Origin of the sequence: Xylophilus ampelinus, from assembly GCF_003217575.1 — a bacterium.
GTDB classification, from domain to species: domain Bacteria; phylum Pseudomonadota; class Gammaproteobacteria; order Burkholderiales; family Burkholderiaceae_C; genus Xylophilus; species Xylophilus ampelinus.
In genome coordinates, this window is sequence record NZ_QJTC01000008.1 from 127,885 (window position 1) to 142,625 (window position 14,741).

The following is a 14,741-nucleotide window of genomic DNA, read 5'->3' on the forward strand; positions in this document are numbered from 1 at the left end:
GTAAGATCGGCCCCATGAACGCGCTGGAATCCACCTCGACACGGCCCTACCTGATACGTGCCCTCTACGAATGGTGCACCGACAACGGCTTCACGCCCTATGTCGCGGTGCGCGTCGACGAGGCGGTGCAGGTGCCGCGCGAATACGTGAAGAACGGCGAGATCGTGCTGAACATCAGCTACGACGCCACCAGCTCGCTGCAGCTCGGTAACGACTTCATCGAGTTCAAGGCACGTTTCGCCGGCACCTCGCGCGACATCATGGTGCCGATCAGCCGGGTGATGGCCATCTACGCCCGCGAGAACGGGCAGGGCATGGCCTTCCCGATCGGCGTGCCCGAGGCGGGCGGCCTGGCCCAGGCCGCACCCGAGGCGCTGGATACCGGCAGCCCCCCGGCCGTTTCACCCGGCGGCGAGCCGCGGGTGATGCAGCTGGTGGCCGTCGACGACACCGGCGCGCCGCCGCCTTCCGGTTCCGACGACGAGCCGCCGTGCCCGCCCGCAGGCGACGGCCCCCGGCCTTCGTTGAAGCGCGTCAAGTAAGTTCAGGCCGCGGCGCATGCGCCGCCCGCCGCACTAGAATCCCGAGTTCGCCGCTTTAGCTCAGTTGGTAGAGCACCCGCCTTGTAAGCGGAAGGTCGTCAGTTCGATTCCGACAAGCGGCACCATCTTTTCTTCGCCTCGCCCGTTTCCGCCCTGGAAACCCGGAGAGCGACAGGGCCTCAGCGCCCCCGCCCCAGCACCTTGAGGCGGATCGCCTCCACCGCCCATCCCTTGGTCCGCAGATGCGCCATCAACGCCGGCACCAGCTGCCGCAGCTTGGCGGCCGCGGCGTTGCTGTCCACCAGCAGGCACCAGGTCACGCCCTCGATCGGCCCGGCCCGTACCGTGCCGCGCAGGCCCGGCGGAATGAGTTCCTGCACCTGCCGCAGGCGCTCTCCCGAGTCGCGGGCCAGCCCGGTCAGGCGGGCCAGGGCGGGCGACTGCTCGGCCGCCTGCATCAGGGGAACGGCGTGGTGGCGGCGGTGCATCGGGATCCAGACGTGGGGTGCGGGCGCCGGTGGCAGGCGCCTTGGCGATGGGCCGATTATCCCTGTCGCGCCGGCCGCGCATCGCGACGCTAAAATCCGGGGTTTGACCTGCCACGGCAGCGTCAGAATTCATTTCACACACCTTCGAGGATGGGTCGCCCCGCGCGTGCAGACGGGCAGGCGGGCACCCGCATGCATGGCCACCAACTTTCTGACCAAACTCTTCGGCAGCCGTAACGACCGCCTGCTCAAGCAGTACCGCGGCGCGGTCTCGCGCATCAATGCGATGGAGCCCGAGTTCGAGAAGCTCGACGACGCCCAGCTGCGCGCCAAGACCGACGAGTTCAAGCAGCGGGTGGCCGCCGGCGAATCGCTCGACAAGCTGCTGCCCGAGGCCTTCGCCGTGGTGCGCGAGGGCTCCAAGCGGGTCATGAAGATGCGGCACTTCGACGTGCAGCTGCTCGGCGGCATGTCGCTGCATTACGGAAAGATCGCCGAAATGCGCACCGGCGAGGGCAAGACCCTCACCGCCACGCTGCCGGTGTACCTGAACGCGCTCACCGGCAAGGGCGTGCACGTGGTGACGGTCAACGACTATCTCGCGCAGCGCGACGCCGAATGGATGGCGCGGCTCTACAACTTCCTCGGCCTGTCGGTGGGCATCAACCTGCCCAACCTGCCGCGCGAGGAGAAGCAGGCCGCCTACAACGCCGACATCACCTACGGCACCAACAACGAGTACGGCTTCGACTACCTGCGCGACAACATGGTGTACGAGAGCGGCGACCGCGTGCAGCGCGCCCTCAACTATGCGATCGTCGACGAGGTCGATTCGATCCTGATCGACGAGGCCCGCACCCCGCTGATCATCAGCGGCCAGGCCGAGGACCACACCGCCACCTACATCGCGATCAACCGGGTGGTGCCGTTGCTGGTGCGGCAAGAGGGCGAGGCCGATCCGCGCACCGGCGAGGGCGTCACCAAGCCCGGCGACTTCACCATCGACGAGAAGAGCCGCCAGGTCTTCCTGACCGAGCAGGGCCACGAGAGCGCCGAGCGCATCCTGGCGAGCGAAGGCCTGCTGCCCGAGGGCGCGTCGCTCTACGACCCGTCCAACATCTCGCTGATGCACCACCTGTACGCGGCGTTGCGGGCCAACCACCTCTACCACCGCGACCAGCACTACGTGGTGCAGAACGGCGAGATCGTCATCGTCGACGAATTCACCGGCCGGCTGATGTCGGGCCGCCGCTGGAGCGAAGGCCTGCACCAGGCCGTCGAATCGAAGGAAGGCGTGGACATCCAGGCCGAGAACCAGACGCTGGCCTCGATCACCTTCCAGAACTACTTCCGCCTGTACGGCAAGCTCTCGGGCATGACCGGCACCGCCGATACCGAGGCCTACGAGTTCCAGGAAATCTACGGCCTCGAGACCATCGTCATCCCGCCGAACCGCGTCAGCAAGCGCACCGACCAGCTCGACCGCGTCTACAAGACGACCAAAGAAAAGTACGAGGCGGCGATCCAGGACATCCGCGAATGCTACGAGCGCGGCCAGCCGGTGCTGGTGGGCACCACCTCGATCGAGAACTCGGAAATCATCGACGCGCTGCTGATCCGCGAGAACCTGCCGCACCAGGTGCTCAACGCCAAGCAGCATGCCCGCGAGGCCGACATCGTCGCGCAGGCCGGTAAGCCGAAGATGATCACCATCGCCACCAACATGGCGGGCCGCGGTACCGACATCGTGCTGGGCGGCAGCCTGGAGAAGATGCTCCAGGAAGTCGAGGCCGACGAGACGCAGGACGAAGCCGCCAAGGCCGCCCGTGCCGCCGAGGTGCGCGCGCAATGGGAAAAGGACCATGCCTTCGTCACCGCGCAGGGCGGCTTGCGGATCATCGCCACCGAGCGCCACGAGTCGCGCCGGATCGACAACCAGCTGCGCGGCCGCTCGGGCCGCCAGGGCGATCCGGGCTCGTCGCGCTTCTACCTGAGCCTGGACGACACGCTGATGCGCATCTTCGCGGGCGACCGGGTCAAGTCGATCATGGAACGCTTGAAGATGCCCGAGGGCGAGGCGATCGAGGCAGGCATCGTCACCCGCAGCATCGAGAGCGCGCAGCGCAAGGTCGAGGCCCGCAATTTCGACGTGCGCAAGCAACTGCTGGAGTACGACGACGTTTCCAACGACCAGCGCAAGGTCATCTACCAGCAGCGCAACGAGATCCTGGATGCGAGCGACCTGTCGCCGCAGATCGACGGCCTGCGCCGGAGCACCTTCACCGACCTGGTGCGCCAGTACGTGCCGGCCGAATCGGTCGAGGAGCAGTGGGACCTGGCCGCGCTCGAAGGCACGCTGGCCCAGGAATGGCAGCTCGACCTGCCGCTGCGTTCGGAAGTCGAAGCCTCCAGCGCGATCACCGACGACGACATCCTGGAGAAGGTGCTGGCCGCGGCCGATGCCGCCTTCGAGGCCAAGGTCGCCCAGGTGGGCGGCGAGCAGTTCACCCAGTTCGAACGCGTGGTGCTGCTGCAGAGCATCGACTCGCACTGGCGCGAGCACCTGGCCGCGCTCGACTACCTGCGCCAGGGCATCCACCTGCGCGGCTACGCGCAGAAGCAGCCCAAGCAGGAATACAAGCGCGAAGCCTTCGAGCTGTTCAGCCAGCTGCTCGACGCGGTCAAGGCCGAGGTCACCCGCGTTCTGCTGACGGTGCAGGTGCAGTCGCGCGACGCGCTGGGCGAGGCCGCCGAGGCGATGGAGAGCCGTGCCGAGTCGATCGCCAACGTGACCTACCAGGCCCCCACCGAGACCGGCGAGGTCGAAACCACCGCCGGCAACCAGGCGCGTGCCCGGCAGACGCTGTCGTCGTCCGACGTGCCGCGCGTGGGCCGCAACGACCCGTGCCCGTGCGGCAGCGGCAAGAAATACAAGAACTGCCACGGCCAGCTGGTCTAAGAACTTAGAGCGGCTAACACAACCCAGCGAAGCGGTTCTGGCTAGGCGCCGCATCGCAGACAGTACGAGTAGTACGACAAGGTGCGGCAACGACGCCAGAAGGGTTGTGTTAGCCGCTCTTAAGCACACCCCCAGGCTCCGCGCACTTCGTGTCGCTGCGCCTGCCCCCTTGCAGGGGGCGACACCGGCGGCCCGGCGGAGCCGGTTCCGTGGTGCCTCTGGTCTGACGGTGCGTCGTCGACAGGTTGCGCTTGCGTTCAGCGGACCCACTTTTGGAGAACCCCATGCCCGTGAATCTTTCCGCGCCCGACGCGTCCGCCCTGCTCGCCATCGACGGCGTGCGCATCGGCGTGGCCGAAGCCGGCGTCCGCAAGGCGAACCGCAAGGACCTGACGGTCTTCCTGCTCGACGAGGGTGCCAGCGTCGCCGGCGTCTTCACCCAGAACCGCTTCTGCGCCGCGCCGGTGCAGGTGGCCCGCGAACACCTGCAGGGCAGCGGCGGCGTGCGTGCGATGGTGATCAACACCGGCAATGCCAATGCCGGCACCGGCGAAGACGGGCTGGCGCGTGCGCGGGCCACCTGCGCCGCGGCGGCGCAACTGCTCGGCCTGGCGCCGGCGCAGGTGCTGCCGTTCTCCACCGGCGTGATCATGGAGCCGCTGCCGGTCGACCGGATCGAGGCCGGCCTGCCCGCCGCGATCGCCGATGCGCAGCCCGGCCACTGGGGCAGCGCCGCCGAAGGCATCATGACCACCGACACCCTGCCCAAGGCCTTCAGCGCCCAGGCGCAGGTGGGCGGCGCCACGGTCCGCATCACCGGCATCAGCAAGGGCGCGGGCATGATCCGGCCCAACATGGCGACGATGCTGGGCTTCCTGGCGACCGACGCCTGCGTGGCGCCCGAGGTGCTGCAGCAACTGGCGCGCCGGCTGGCGGAAGGATCGTTCAACCGGGTGACGATCGACGGCGATACCTCGACCAACGACTCCTTCGTAGTCGTGGCGACGAACAAGTCCGCCCATGCGCCGGTCACCTCGCTCGACAGCCCCGGAGGCCGGGCGCTGGAGGCGGCGTTGCTGGATGTGGCCCGGCTGCTGGCCCAGGCCATCGTGCGCGACGGCGAAGGCGCCACCAAGTTCATCACGGTGCAGGTCGAAGGCGGCCGCACCGCGGAGGAATGCCGGCTGGTGGCCTACGCCATCGCCCATTCGCCCCTGGTCAAGACCGCGTTCTTCGCCAGCGACCCCAACCTGGGCCGCATCCTGGCCGCGGTGGGCTATGCCGGCATCGCCGACCTGGAGCAGGGCGGCATCGCGCTGCACCTCGACGACGTGCTGGTCGCCACGAAGGGCGGGCGCGACCCCGCCTACCGGGAGGAAGACGGCCAGCGGGTGATGCGCCAGAGCGAGATCACGGTGCGCGTCGGCCTGGGCCGCGGCACCGCCACCGACACCGTCTGGACCTGCGACCTGAGCCACGACTACGTGAGCATCAACGCCGACTACCGCTCCTGACCGGCCGGGCCGCGCGATGAACGACAAATTCGAACAGCTGATGGCGCATGCCGAGCGCCTGCTCACCCGCATCGAGGCGGTGCTGCCGCAGCCGCTGGCCGCGCCCGACTGGTCCGATGCGATCGCCTGGCGCTACCGCAAGCGCGGCAGCGGCGCGGGACGGCTGGAGCCGGTCCGCCACCTGGGCGCGATGCAGCTCGCCGACCTGCGCGAGATCGAGCCGCAAAAGGAGCGGATCGCGCGCAACACCCGCCAGTTCGTCGAAGGCCGTTCGGCCAACAACGTGCTGCTGACCGGCGCGCGCGGCACCGGCAAGTCGTCGCTGATCCGGGCCTGCCTGCACACCTTCGCGCCGCAGGGTCTGCGGCTGATCGAGGTCGACAAGGCCGATTTGATCGACCTGCCCGACATCGTCGAGACCGTGTCGGCCCGGCCCGAGAAATTCATCGTCTTCTGCGACGACCTGAGCTTCGAGGACGGCGAGCCCGGCTACAAGGCGATGAAATCGATCCTCGACGGCTCGGTGGCCGCGGCCACGCCCAACGTGCTGGTCTACGCCACCAGCAACCGGCGCCACCTGCTGCCCGAGCACATGAAGGACAACCTGACATACACCACGTCCGACGACGGAGAGATCCATCCGGGCGAGGTGATCGAGGAAAAGATTTCGCTGTCGGAGCGCTTCGGCCTGTGGGTGAGCTTCTATCCGTTCACCCAGGACGAGTACCTGACCATCGTCGGCCAGTGGCTGTCGTCGTTGGGCCTTTCAGCCGAGGCGATCGCGGCCAGCCGGGCCGAGGCGCTGGTTTGGGCGCTGGAGCGCGGCTCGCGCAGCGGCCGGGTGGCCTACCAGTTCGCGCGCGACAAGGCGGGGCGTGCCGATGGCTGATCCCGCCGTCGCCACCAGCGCCCGCAAGCACACCGAGGTGGCCGTCGGCATCCTGGTGCGCGCCGACGATGCGCTGCTGCTCACCAGCCGGCCCGTTGGCAAGCCCTATGCGGGCCACTGGGAGTTTCCCGGCGGCAAGCTGGAGGCGGGCGAGACGGTCGAGCAGGCGCTGCGCCGCGAACTGGTCGAGGAACTGGGCATCGCCATCGGCCCCGCCACCGTCTGGAAGGTGACCGAGCACGACTACCCGCATGCCCTGGTACGGTTGCACTGGTGCATCGTGCGCGAATGGACCGGCGACTTCGAGATGCGCGAGGGCCAGGCCATGTCGTGGGAGCAGCTGCCGTTGCAGGTGGAGCCGGTGCTGCCGGGCGCGTTCCCGGTGCTGGGGTGGCTGGCCGAAGAACGGGGCTTCAGCGGTCCGACGCACCGGATGCTATAAATTTCATAGCTAGAGGTCGGCGATCTGCGCCGGCTTCGGCTATTATTTATTCAAATATGCAGGCGCGCCAGCAAGCGCTGGGCCGGCGGGTTCGCTACTGCAACCGCGGGTCGCCGTGCGGTGCGTCGTCCGGCGGCGCCTCGGTCGGCATACGGAATTCCTCGCTGGCCCAGGCACCCAGGTCTACGCCCTTGCAGCGGGCGCTGCAGAACGGCCGGTAGCGGTTGCGAGGCGAGTACACGCTGTCGCGGCGGCACTGCGGACAGGCGACGATGCGTTCGCCCGGCAAGGCGTGGTCGTACACGGTGGCGTCTTCGTCTGGCATCGCGCGGGTCCGCTCAGGCGCAGAGGGTGAGTTCGAATCCCGCGTCTGTATCGGCCGCGTGCAGCCGGCCGTCGGCCGCGTGGCGCATCAGCCGCACCGACACCATCAGCCGGTTGCCGCTGATCTCGGGCACCAGGCCCAGGGCCGGGTCGAGCCGCAGGCGCAGCAACTGGAAGCTGCGGCCCTGCGGCAGCGTCTGCTGGAACTGGCTGTGCTGGCTCATCACCTTTTGCGGCAGGCCGGAGTCGCGCAGCAGCTTGAGCAGCAGATAGACCGATTCGGCCAGCGGCGCCAGGGTCGAGGCCCACTGGCCCACCTCGGCGCTGCGCTCGGCGCCGCTGCGGTGCTGCCAGGCGTAGTAGGCCGGCAGGTCGAAACCGCAGGTGCCGCCCGGAATCCCGATGCGGCTGCGGATGCTCATCAGGAAGTCGTTTTCGGTCAGCGCCATGCCGGCCTTGCCGGTCTGCTGGTTGAGCGCTTCGAAGCAGCGGTCGATCTGCGCGATCACGCCGTCGAGCACGCCTTCGGCGATCGACGGATTGCCACGGTAGGCGTCGAGCTGGTGCTTCTGTTTCACCAGGTCCTTGAGAACGTCGGATTTGAGGTCTGCGCGCGCCGACACGTCCATGATCTCGAAGATCGAGGCCAGCGCGAAGTGGTGGTCGAGGGGGTGTTCGCGGGGTACCAGCTCGCCCAACCGGCGGAACAGTTGTTCGAGCCGCAGGTAGGTCCGGATGCGTTCGTTGAAAGGATATTCGTAGAGAATCACGGCGGCCATCATAGCCCGATGTGCCGCGCGGCCCGGGCCACTTCCCGGGCCAGGTCCGGCAGGCCCAAACCCTCGTTGAACAGCACCGTATCGGCCGCCGCACGCCGTGCCTCGCGGCTGGCCTGCGCGGCGATGATGCGGCGCACCGTGGCCTCGTCCAGACCGCTGCGCACGGTCGTACGCGCGATCTGGGTGGGAATGCTGCAATCCACCACCAGGATACGGTCCAGCCGCGCCGCCCACTGCCCCGATTCCACCAGCAGCGGCACATCGAATACCGCGACCCGCACGCCGCTCTCCAGCGCGTTGCGGGCCGCCGCATCGGTTGCCTGTCTTACCAGCGGATGCACGATAGCCTCCAGCCGGCGGCGGGCATCGGGCTCGGCGAAGGCGAGGGCGCGCATGCGGCTGCGGTCGAGTGCGCCGTCGGGTTGCACGAAGTCGGGGCCGAAGACGGCGGCGATCTGCGGCATCGCCGTGCCGCCCGCGGCGGTCGTGGAGCGGGAGAGCGCGTCGGTGTCGACGATCCGCGCCCCGTGCATGGCCAGCAGGCTGGCGACCGTGCTCTTGCCGCTGCCGATTCCGCCGGTGAGGCCAAGCCTCAGCATGCCAGCGGCCCTGTGGCGTCTGCCGGCCGGCATGGGGGCGGCCGCGTCAGAAGCCCAGCAGCCGCAATGCCCATTCGGGTCCGAACGCCATGCCCGACAGGCCTGCGGCCGCCAGGAACGGGCCGAAGGGCACATAGCCGCCTTCGCGCAGCCGGCTGCTGAGCTTCATCGCGATGCCCACGACGGCGCCGACGATCGACGATACGAGGATCAGCGGCACCAGCGCCTGCCAGCCGAACCAGGCACCGAGCGCGGCGAAGAGCTTGAAGTCGCCGTAGCCCATGCCTTCCTTGCCGGTGGCGAGCTTGAACGCCCAGTACACGCTCCACAGCGAGAGGTAGCCGCCGACGGCGCCCCAGATCGCATCGCCGAGCGGCACGGTGGTCCATTGCAGGAGCGCCGCGACGAGGCCGATCCACAGCAGCGGGTAGGTGATGTCGTCGGGCAGCAGCGTGGTGTCCCAGTCGATCATCGCCAGGGTCACCAGCGCCGCCGAGAAGACGCACCAGGCCCCGGCCGAAGGCGTCATGCCCCAGCGCCAGACGCAGTAGGCGAAGAGGGCGCCGGTGGCCAGCTCGACCAGCGGATAGCGGGCGCTGATCCGGGCCTTGCAGGCCGAGCATCTGCCGCGCAGGACCAGCCAGCTCACGACCGGCAGGTTCTCGTACCAGTGGATGCCGTGGCCGCAGTGCGGACAGCGCGAGCGAGGCACCAGCAGGTTGAACGCCTCGGTGGGCGGAGGCGGCTCGGACGGCCGACCGCCGGCCGGCGCGGCCTTCTCGGCCGCCATGGCGGTGAATTCGGCCTCCCACTGGCGCTCCATCATCTTGGGCAGGCGGTGGATCACCACGTTCAGGAAGCTGCCGATCAGCAGCCCGACGATGCCGGCCAAGGCGATGTCGATCTCCGGCGACACCCCCATTAGACGACTTGGCCGAGCTTGAAGATCGGCAGGTACATTGCCACTACGATGCCGCCGATCAGCGTGCCCAGGAACACGATCATGATCGGCTCCATCAGGCTCGACAGCCCGGCCACCATCTCGTCGACTTCGCCTTCGTAGAAGTCTGCGGCCTTGCCCAGCATGTGGTCGATCGAACCGGATTCCTCGCCGATCGCGGTCATCTGCAGCACCATCGACGGGAAGATGTTGGCATTGCTCATCGCGGCGGTCAGGCTGGTGCCGGTGGAGACTTCCTGCTGGATCTTGTCGGTCGCCATTTCGTAGACCGAATTGCCCGAGGCGCCGCCGACCGAATCCAGCGCCTCGACCAGCGGCACGCCGGCCGCGAACATGGTGGAAAGCGTGCGGGTCCAGCGGGCGATGCAGGATTTCTCGATCATCGGCCCGAACACGGGGACACGCAGCAGCAGCCGGTCCATGAACTTCTGCATCTTCTCGTTGCGCTTCCACGCCTGGAAGAAGAAGTAGAAACCGCCGAACAGCCCGCCGAAGATCAACCACCAGTAGGCGACGAAGAACTCGCTCATCGCGATCACGATCAGCGTCGGCGCAGGCAGGTCGGCACCGAAGGAAGTGAACACTTCCTTGAATGCCGGGATCACGAAGATCATGATCACCGCCACCACGACGAAGGCCACGAGCATCACCGAGGTGGGGTACATCAGCGCCGAGCGGATCTTCGACTTGATCGCCTCCGTCTTCTCCATGTAGACCGCCAGCCGGTCGAGCAGCGACTCCAGGATACCGGCCGCCTCGCCGGCCTCGACCAGGTTGCAGTAGAGGCTGTCGAAGTACATCGGATGCTTGCGGAACGCGGCCGAAAGCGACGTGCCGGTCTCCACGTCCGAGCGGATCTCGTTGAGCAGCCTGGTGACGCTGGCGTTCGGATTGCCGCGGCCCACGATGTCGAAGGACTGCAGCAGCGGCACGCCGGCCTTCATCATGGTGGCCAGCTGGCGGGTGAAGATCGCGATGTCGCGCGGCTTGATCTTCTTGCCCGAACGGGTGCGCCGCTTCTTTATCTTGAGCGGAAAGACGCCCTGGCGGCGCAGGGTCGCCTGCACCTGGTTCTCGCCGCTGGCGCGCAATTCGCCGCGCACGGGCTTGCCCTGGCGGTCCTTGCCCTCCCACTCGTAGACGAATTCATTGATGTCTCTGGACGCAGCAGTCGCCATATGACTTTCTCCGATGACGCGGATCGCGGGTTGTCGTACGTTATTCGTTGGTGACCGCGAGCACTTCCTCGAGCGAGGTCTGGCCCAGCCGCACCTTGAGCAGGCCTGATTCGCGCAGGGAGCGCACGCCTTCGAGCCGCGCCTGCGCGGCGATCTCGGGAGCGCTGCCGTCGCGCAGGATGATGGTCTGCTGGGCGTCGGTGATCGGCATCACCTGGTAGATGCCCACCCGCCCCTTGTAGCCGTTGTTGCAAGCCGAACAGCCCACCGCGCGGTAGGGCACCCAGCTGCCGTCGACCTGGTTTTCCTTGAAGCCCGCGTCGATCAGGGCCGATTTCGGGATGTCGGCCGGCTGCTTGCAGACGGGGCAGAGCTTGCGGGCGAGCCGCTGCGCCGTGATCAGGATCACGCTGGAGGCGATGTTGAAGGGCGCGATGCCCATGTTGCGCATCCGCGTCAGGGTCGTCGGCGCGTCGTTGGTATGCAGGGTGGACAGCACCAGATGGCCGGTCTGCGCGGCCTTGATCGAGATGTCGGCAGTCTCCAGGTCGCGGATTTCGCCGACCATGATGATGTCGGGATCCTGCCGCAGGAAGGATTTGAGCGCGGCCGCGAAGGTCAGGCCCGCCTTCTCGTTGACGTTGACCTGGTTGACGCCCGGCAGGTTGATCTCGGACGGGTCTTCCGCCGTGGCGATGTTGACGCCCGGCTGGTTGAGCAAGTTCAGGCAGGTGTAGAGCGACACCGTCTTACCTGAACCGGTGGGCCCGGTGACCAGGATCATTCCGTAGGGCCGGCCGATGGCATGCATCAGCCGCGCCTTCTCTTCGGGCTCGTAGCCGAGCGCGTCGATCCCCAGCTTGGCGCTGCTCGGGTCCAGGATACGGATCACGATCTTCTCGCCGAAGAGCGTCGGCAGCGTGCTCACCCGGAAGTCGATCACCCGGTCGGCCGAGATCTTGAGCTTCATCCGACCGTCCTGGGGGATGCGCTTCTCTGAGATGTCGAGCCGCGAGATCACCTTGATGCGGGAGGCGAGCTTGTCTTTGATCGCGGTGGGCGGGGAGGCGAACTCGCGCAGTTCGCCGTCGATCCGGAAGCGGACGCGGTAGTTGTGCTCGTAGGGCTCGAAGTGCAGGTCGGACGCCCGCATGTTGAACGCGTCGAGCAGCATCTTCTGCAGGAACTTGACAATCGGCGCATCTTCGACTTCGGTGGCGAGCGCGTCGACCGCCTCCTGCGCCACGTCCTCCTCGCCGAACTGGAATTCCGAGCCTAGCATCGTGTCGAGCTTGTCGGCCTCGCTCGGTGCCAGCGACTGCAGCAATTTCGTCAGCTTGTCGTATTCGGCGATCACCCAGTCCACGCCGAGCTGGGTCGAGAACTTGATCTTCTCGGCCGCTTCCTGGTCGGTCGGGTCGGCGGTGGCCACGATCAACCGGTTGCTGCGCTTGCTGAGCACCACCACCCGGTAGGCCTGGCAGATCTTCTCGTCGAGCAGTTCGCGCGGCAGGCGCAGCGGGTCGATCGCCGAAAGATCCAGGAGCGGCGCACCGAAGGCGGTCGACACCGCATGCGCCATGTCGGCAGCGACCACGGCACCCGAATGGGTCAGTTCGGTGAGGAAGCTGTTGCGGTTGGTGAGCGCCTTGCGGTAGATCGCCTCGGCCGCATTCTGCTCCAGCACCCCGGCCGCGATCAGCGTCCGGCCCAATCCGGGCAGGGCGACGGGCGCAGCGTCTTTGGGCGGGGTATCTACAACAGCCATGCCGTGGGGACCGGAAGAGTAAAAAAGTGCATCCTACCATTGCCTTTCTTCTGCGGCCATGGCCTCGCGCGGGCTGCGCGGACCGGTCGTCCACTGTTGTTTTCGCGTCAGCACCCGGCCGGCGCGCCAGCGAACCCACGAAAAAAAGCCACCGGTGGCGGTGGCGGTGCGAATGGATGGTCGGGGTGAGAGGATTCGAACCTCCGGCCTCTACGTCCCGAATCAGCATCTGCGGTCTCAGGAGCCTCCTCGCGGTGATGAATCTCAATAAAATCAATAACTTAGCAAGAGGCCTCTTTTCCGTTTCCATCCATTTCAACCCCTTTCAAACGGCTGCGGTGGAACAGATTTGGAACAGATTTTTCACGCTAATGGGCAGTGTAGCGACATCCGGCTTGCGATTCGAGACCGATTTTTGGGTTCCACGGGTGGACCTCAGGCGCGAATACACTTTAGGAAAATTTGCAAGCTATGGCTGGCAATTTGATTGCCGTGGTGCAATCTTGCGCGCTATAGCTTGCAAAGGCTTGTGGGTTATAGGCTGTGTAAGCTAAAGAAGGCAAATAGCTCTTTAAAAGCCTATGATGTCAGCTATGACTGACAAAATCCGACTGCCCGACGAACTCGGTAAACAGTTGCGTGAGCGTCGGGAATTCCTCCGCATGAGCAAGTCCGACTTGGCCGCCAAGGCCGGCAAGGTGCGGGAGGTCATCTACCGGCTGGAGGCCGGGGAAGACTCCACGGTGTCCTCCCTGCTGGCCGTGGCCGGTGCGCTGGGTTTGGCCTTGCGCCTCGAAAGCGCCGGAATGCCCTCAGCCAGCGAGGTCTCCGCCCGCTTCCAGGATGACGACGATGAAGCTGCCTGAGAAGATTCGGCTGCTGAACGTGGCCATCGGCGACAGCCCGCAAGCCGGACAACTCTTGCGCGGTTCGACCTACGAGTTCCGCTATCTGCAGCCCGACCCCGAACAGCCCACGGTGGCGCTGCTCATGCCTGCGCAAGAACATCTGACTTGGCAGGACGGCGACCTGTTTCCGCCCATGGACCAAAACCTTCCCGAAGGCGACTTGTTCATGAAGATTCGGGAACTGTTTCCCAAGCAGCCGATGACGCCGATGCACATGCTGGCGCTGGTAGGGCGCAATGGCATCGGTCGGCTCGGGTTCAGCCTGCCCGACGAGGCGGGGCCTGCCATGCCGCGCAGCCTGAGCAAAGAGGAACTGCTGAAGACGGCCTACACGCCTGAAGTCTTCAACGAACTGGTGGCCGCCTATCTGAGTACGGGGGCGGGCATTGCAGGCATGCAGCCCAAAATCATGGTCCCCGACCGGCCCACCGTGCCTATCCCCTCGCTCATCGTCAAGGCGGCCAGCCCGGCCTATCCGGGATTGGCTGCCAACGAGTTCTTGTGTCTGGCGGCGGCCCGGCACGCAGGCATCGAGGTGCCGTCGTTCGCGCTTTCCGACGATGGGCAGATGCTGGTGCTTGACCGGTTCGACTTGGTCGACCATGGCGATGGCCGCGTTGAGCGTCTTGGTTTCGAAGACATTGCCGCTCTGGCAGGGCTGCGCGTGCGTGACGTTCTGTCGGACCGCAAATACCACGGCAGCTACCAGCGGGTGGCCGAGCTGCTGCGACAGCTACAGCTCCACAGCGACAATCTGCACCGGTTCTTCGAGCAGGTAGCGTTCTCGGTGATGGTGCGCAACGGCGACGCCCATCTGAAAAACTTTGGGCTGCTCTACCGCTCCACCACGGACGTGTGGCTGGCCCCCATATTCGATGTGGTGACGACCAGCATCTACAAGTACACGCAGTACCCTGGCGGACCGGAGTTGGAGGACCACACGCTGGCGCTCAAGTTGTTCGCGGGCAAGCACCAGACTAAAACCTATCCGACGACCGATGAATTGGTGGACTTCGGACGGAGGGTTTGCGGTGTGACCCAGCCGGCCGCGGTGCTGGAGCGAATCGCAGAGGCGATGCGCAGAACATTGGATGCAGCCAAAGGCGATACACGGGTGCCGTCGTCGTTGTGGCAGTCCATGGCGCACGCTTGGGAGGCCGGCCTTGCGCATGCCAGATGACCACGGGGCCGACTGCTTGCAGGTCTGAGCGGTAGACAACGCGAGTCTCTCGCAGTGATTATCCCTTCTCAAAGTCAACCTCAGGTTTTGACTGGCAGCATGAATCAGCGCTGCTTGAACCGCCCCGGGATTCGCGGAGGCTGTTTGGTTCAAGTCATGCCACCAGCGCTGTGGCTTGACTGGCGAGTTGCCGGTGGTAGTTTGCCTCAG

At 66.4% G+C, this 14,741-nt stretch carries 15 protein-coding genes and 1 tRNA gene; 9 read left to right on the top strand and 7 right to left on the bottom strand.

The window, feature by feature from the left end; genetic code table 11:
* The first annotated feature begins 14 nt into the window (after positions 1–14).
* Positions 15–542: a ClpXP protease specificity-enhancing factor gene (locus tag DFQ15_RS07430; protein ID WP_110465369.1), complete on the top strand. Its 528-nt coding sequence runs from the start codon at positions 15–17 to the stop codon at positions 540–542.
* Positions 543–591: 49 nt separating this feature from the next.
* Positions 592–667, top strand: a tRNA-Thr gene (locus tag DFQ15_RS07435).
* A 54-nt stretch (positions 668–721) separates the two neighbouring features.
* On the opposite strand, the gene DFQ15_RS07440 is transcribed toward DFQ15_RS07435, so the two are convergent.
* Positions 722–1,030: a DciA family protein gene (locus tag DFQ15_RS07440; RefSeq protein ID WP_110465370.1), complete on the bottom strand. Its 309-nt coding sequence runs from the start codon at positions 1,028–1,030 to the stop codon at positions 722–724.
* Positions 1,031–1,226: 196 nt separating this feature from the next.
* Here DFQ15_RS07440 and secA point away from each other — a divergent pair, with 196 nt between their 5' ends.
* The 4 genes from secA (at position 1,227) to DFQ15_RS07460 (ending at position 6,834) form a co-directional block, all read left to right on the top strand.
* On the top strand, positions 1,227–3,989 hold the full coding sequence (gene secA / locus DFQ15_RS07445; RefSeq protein WP_110465371.1) for a preprotein translocase subunit SecA: 2,763 nt from the start codon (positions 1,227–1,229) through the stop codon (positions 3,987–3,989).
* Between the two features lie 284 nt (positions 3,990–4,273).
* A complete protein-coding gene (argJ, locus tag DFQ15_RS07450) occupies positions 4,274–5,503 on the top strand; it encodes a bifunctional glutamate N-acetyltransferase/amino-acid acetyltransferase ArgJ (protein WP_110465372.1) in 1,230 nt (409 codons plus the stop codon).
* Positions 5,504–5,519: 16 nt separating this feature from the next.
* Positions 5,520–6,392 (top strand): ATP-binding protein, encoded by an 873-nt coding sequence (locus tag DFQ15_RS07455; protein ID WP_110465373.1) that lies wholly within the window; start codon positions 5,520–5,522, stop codon positions 6,390–6,392.
* Positions 6,385–6,834, top strand: coding sequence for an NUDIX domain-containing protein (locus DFQ15_RS07460; RefSeq protein ID WP_110465374.1), 450 nt, complete (start codon positions 6,385–6,387; stop codon positions 6,832–6,834). Before DFQ15_RS07455 ends, DFQ15_RS07460 begins: the two co-directional genes overlap by 8 nt.
* Positions 6,835–6,928: 94 nt before the next feature.
* On the opposite strand, the gene DFQ15_RS07465 is transcribed toward DFQ15_RS07460, so the two are convergent.
* From DFQ15_RS07465 to pilB, 6 genes are read right to left on the bottom strand one after another with little or no spacing between them, the layout of a single operon-like run.
* On the bottom strand, positions 6,929–7,159 hold the full coding sequence (locus tag DFQ15_RS07465) for a DNA gyrase inhibitor YacG (protein ID WP_110465375.1): 231 nt from the start codon (positions 7,157–7,159) through the stop codon (positions 6,929–6,931).
* A 13-nt stretch (positions 7,160–7,172) separates the two neighbouring features.
* Positions 7,173–7,928 (bottom strand): cell division protein ZapD, encoded by a 756-nt coding sequence (zapD, locus tag DFQ15_RS07470; RefSeq protein WP_110465388.1) that lies wholly within the window; start codon positions 7,926–7,928, stop codon positions 7,173–7,175.
* Between the two features lie 8 nt (positions 7,929–7,936).
* Positions 7,937–8,536, bottom strand: a complete 600-nt coding sequence (gene coaE, locus DFQ15_RS07475) for a dephospho-CoA kinase (protein WP_110465376.1) — start codon at positions 8,534–8,536, stop codon at positions 7,937–7,939.
* Positions 8,537–8,582: 46 nt separating this feature from the next.
* Positions 8,583–9,458, bottom strand: coding sequence for a prepilin peptidase (locus tag DFQ15_RS07480; protein WP_110465377.1), 876 nt, complete (start codon positions 9,456–9,458; stop codon positions 8,583–8,585).
* Positions 9,458–10,675 (bottom strand): type II secretion system F family protein, encoded by a 1,218-nt coding sequence (locus DFQ15_RS07485; protein ID WP_110465378.1) that lies wholly within the window; start codon positions 10,673–10,675, stop codon positions 9,458–9,460. The genes DFQ15_RS07480 and DFQ15_RS07485 overlap by 1 nt, the downstream gene beginning before the upstream one ends.
* A 40-nt stretch (positions 10,676–10,715) precedes the next feature.
* A complete protein-coding gene (gene pilB, locus DFQ15_RS07490) occupies positions 10,716–12,443 on the bottom strand; it encodes a type IV-A pilus assembly ATPase PilB (protein WP_110465379.1) in 1,728 nt (575 codons plus the stop codon).
* Positions 12,444–12,700: 257 nt separating this feature from the next.
* Here pilB and DFQ15_RS17750 point away from each other — a divergent pair, with 257 nt between their 5' ends.
* From DFQ15_RS17750 to DFQ15_RS07500, 3 genes are read left to right on the top strand one after another with little or no spacing between them, the layout of a single operon-like run.
* Entirely contained in the window at positions 12,701–12,997 is a 297-nt protein-coding gene (locus DFQ15_RS17750; RefSeq protein ID WP_146228673.1) for a hypothetical protein, read from the top strand.
* Between the two features lie 39 nt (positions 12,998–13,036).
* Complete coding sequence (locus tag DFQ15_RS07495) at positions 13,037–13,309, top strand: helix-turn-helix domain-containing protein (protein WP_233504333.1); 273 nt, start codon at positions 13,037–13,039, stop codon at positions 13,307–13,309.
* Positions 13,296–14,531, top strand: coding sequence for a type II toxin-antitoxin system HipA family toxin (locus tag DFQ15_RS07500; RefSeq protein WP_110465389.1), 1,236 nt, complete (start codon positions 13,296–13,298; stop codon positions 14,529–14,531). The genes DFQ15_RS07495 and DFQ15_RS07500 overlap by 14 nt, the downstream gene beginning before the upstream one ends.
* The last annotated feature ends 210 nt before the right edge of the window (positions 14,532–14,741 follow it).

Excerpts from the sequence above, each read along its gene's own strand:
- DFQ15_RS07465 (WP_110465375.1), bottom strand. The coding sequence starts at position 7,159 with ATGCCAGACGAAGACGCCACCGTGTACGACCACGCCTTGCCGGGCGAA.
- DFQ15_RS07500 (WP_110465389.1), top strand. The coding sequence starts at position 13,296 with ATGAAGCTGCCTGAGAAGATTCGGCTGCTGAACGTGGCCATCGGCGAC.
- DFQ15_RS07430 (WP_110465369.1), top strand. The coding sequence starts at position 15 with ATGAACGCGCTGGAATCCACCTCGACACGGCCCTACCTGATACGTGCC.
- argJ (WP_110465372.1), top strand. The coding sequence starts at position 4,274 with ATGCCCGTGAATCTTTCCGCGCCCGACGCGTCCGCCCTGCTCGCCATC.
- DFQ15_RS07440 (WP_110465370.1), bottom strand. The coding sequence starts at position 1,030 with ATGCACCGCCGCCACCACGCCGTTCCCCTGATGCAGGCGGCCGAGCAG.
- secA (WP_110465371.1), top strand. The coding sequence starts at position 1,227 with ATGGCCACCAACTTTCTGACCAAACTCTTCGGCAGCCGTAACGACCGC.
- coaE (WP_110465376.1), bottom strand. The coding sequence starts at position 8,536 with ATGCTGAGGCTTGGCCTCACCGGCGGAATCGGCAGCGGCAAGAGCACG.
- DFQ15_RS17750 (WP_146228673.1), top strand. The coding sequence starts at position 12,701 with ATGAATCTCAATAAAATCAATAACTTAGCAAGAGGCCTCTTTTCCGTT.
- DFQ15_RS07455 (WP_110465373.1), top strand. The coding sequence starts at position 5,520 with ATGAACGACAAATTCGAACAGCTGATGGCGCATGCCGAGCGCCTGCTC.
- DFQ15_RS07485 (WP_110465378.1), bottom strand. The coding sequence starts at position 10,675 with ATGGCGACTGCTGCGTCCAGAGACATCAATGAATTCGTCTACGAGTGG.
- DFQ15_RS07460 (WP_110465374.1), top strand. The coding sequence starts at position 6,385 with ATGGCTGATCCCGCCGTCGCCACCAGCGCCCGCAAGCACACCGAGGTG.
- pilB (WP_110465379.1), bottom strand. The coding sequence starts at position 12,443 with ATGGCTGTTGTAGATACCCCGCCCAAAGACGCTGCGCCCGTCGCCCTG.
- DFQ15_RS07495 (WP_233504333.1), top strand. The coding sequence starts at position 13,037 with ATGACTGACAAAATCCGACTGCCCGACGAACTCGGTAAACAGTTGCGT.
- DFQ15_RS07480 (WP_110465377.1), bottom strand. The coding sequence starts at position 9,458 with ATGGGGGTGTCGCCGGAGATCGACATCGCCTTGGCCGGCATCGTCGGG.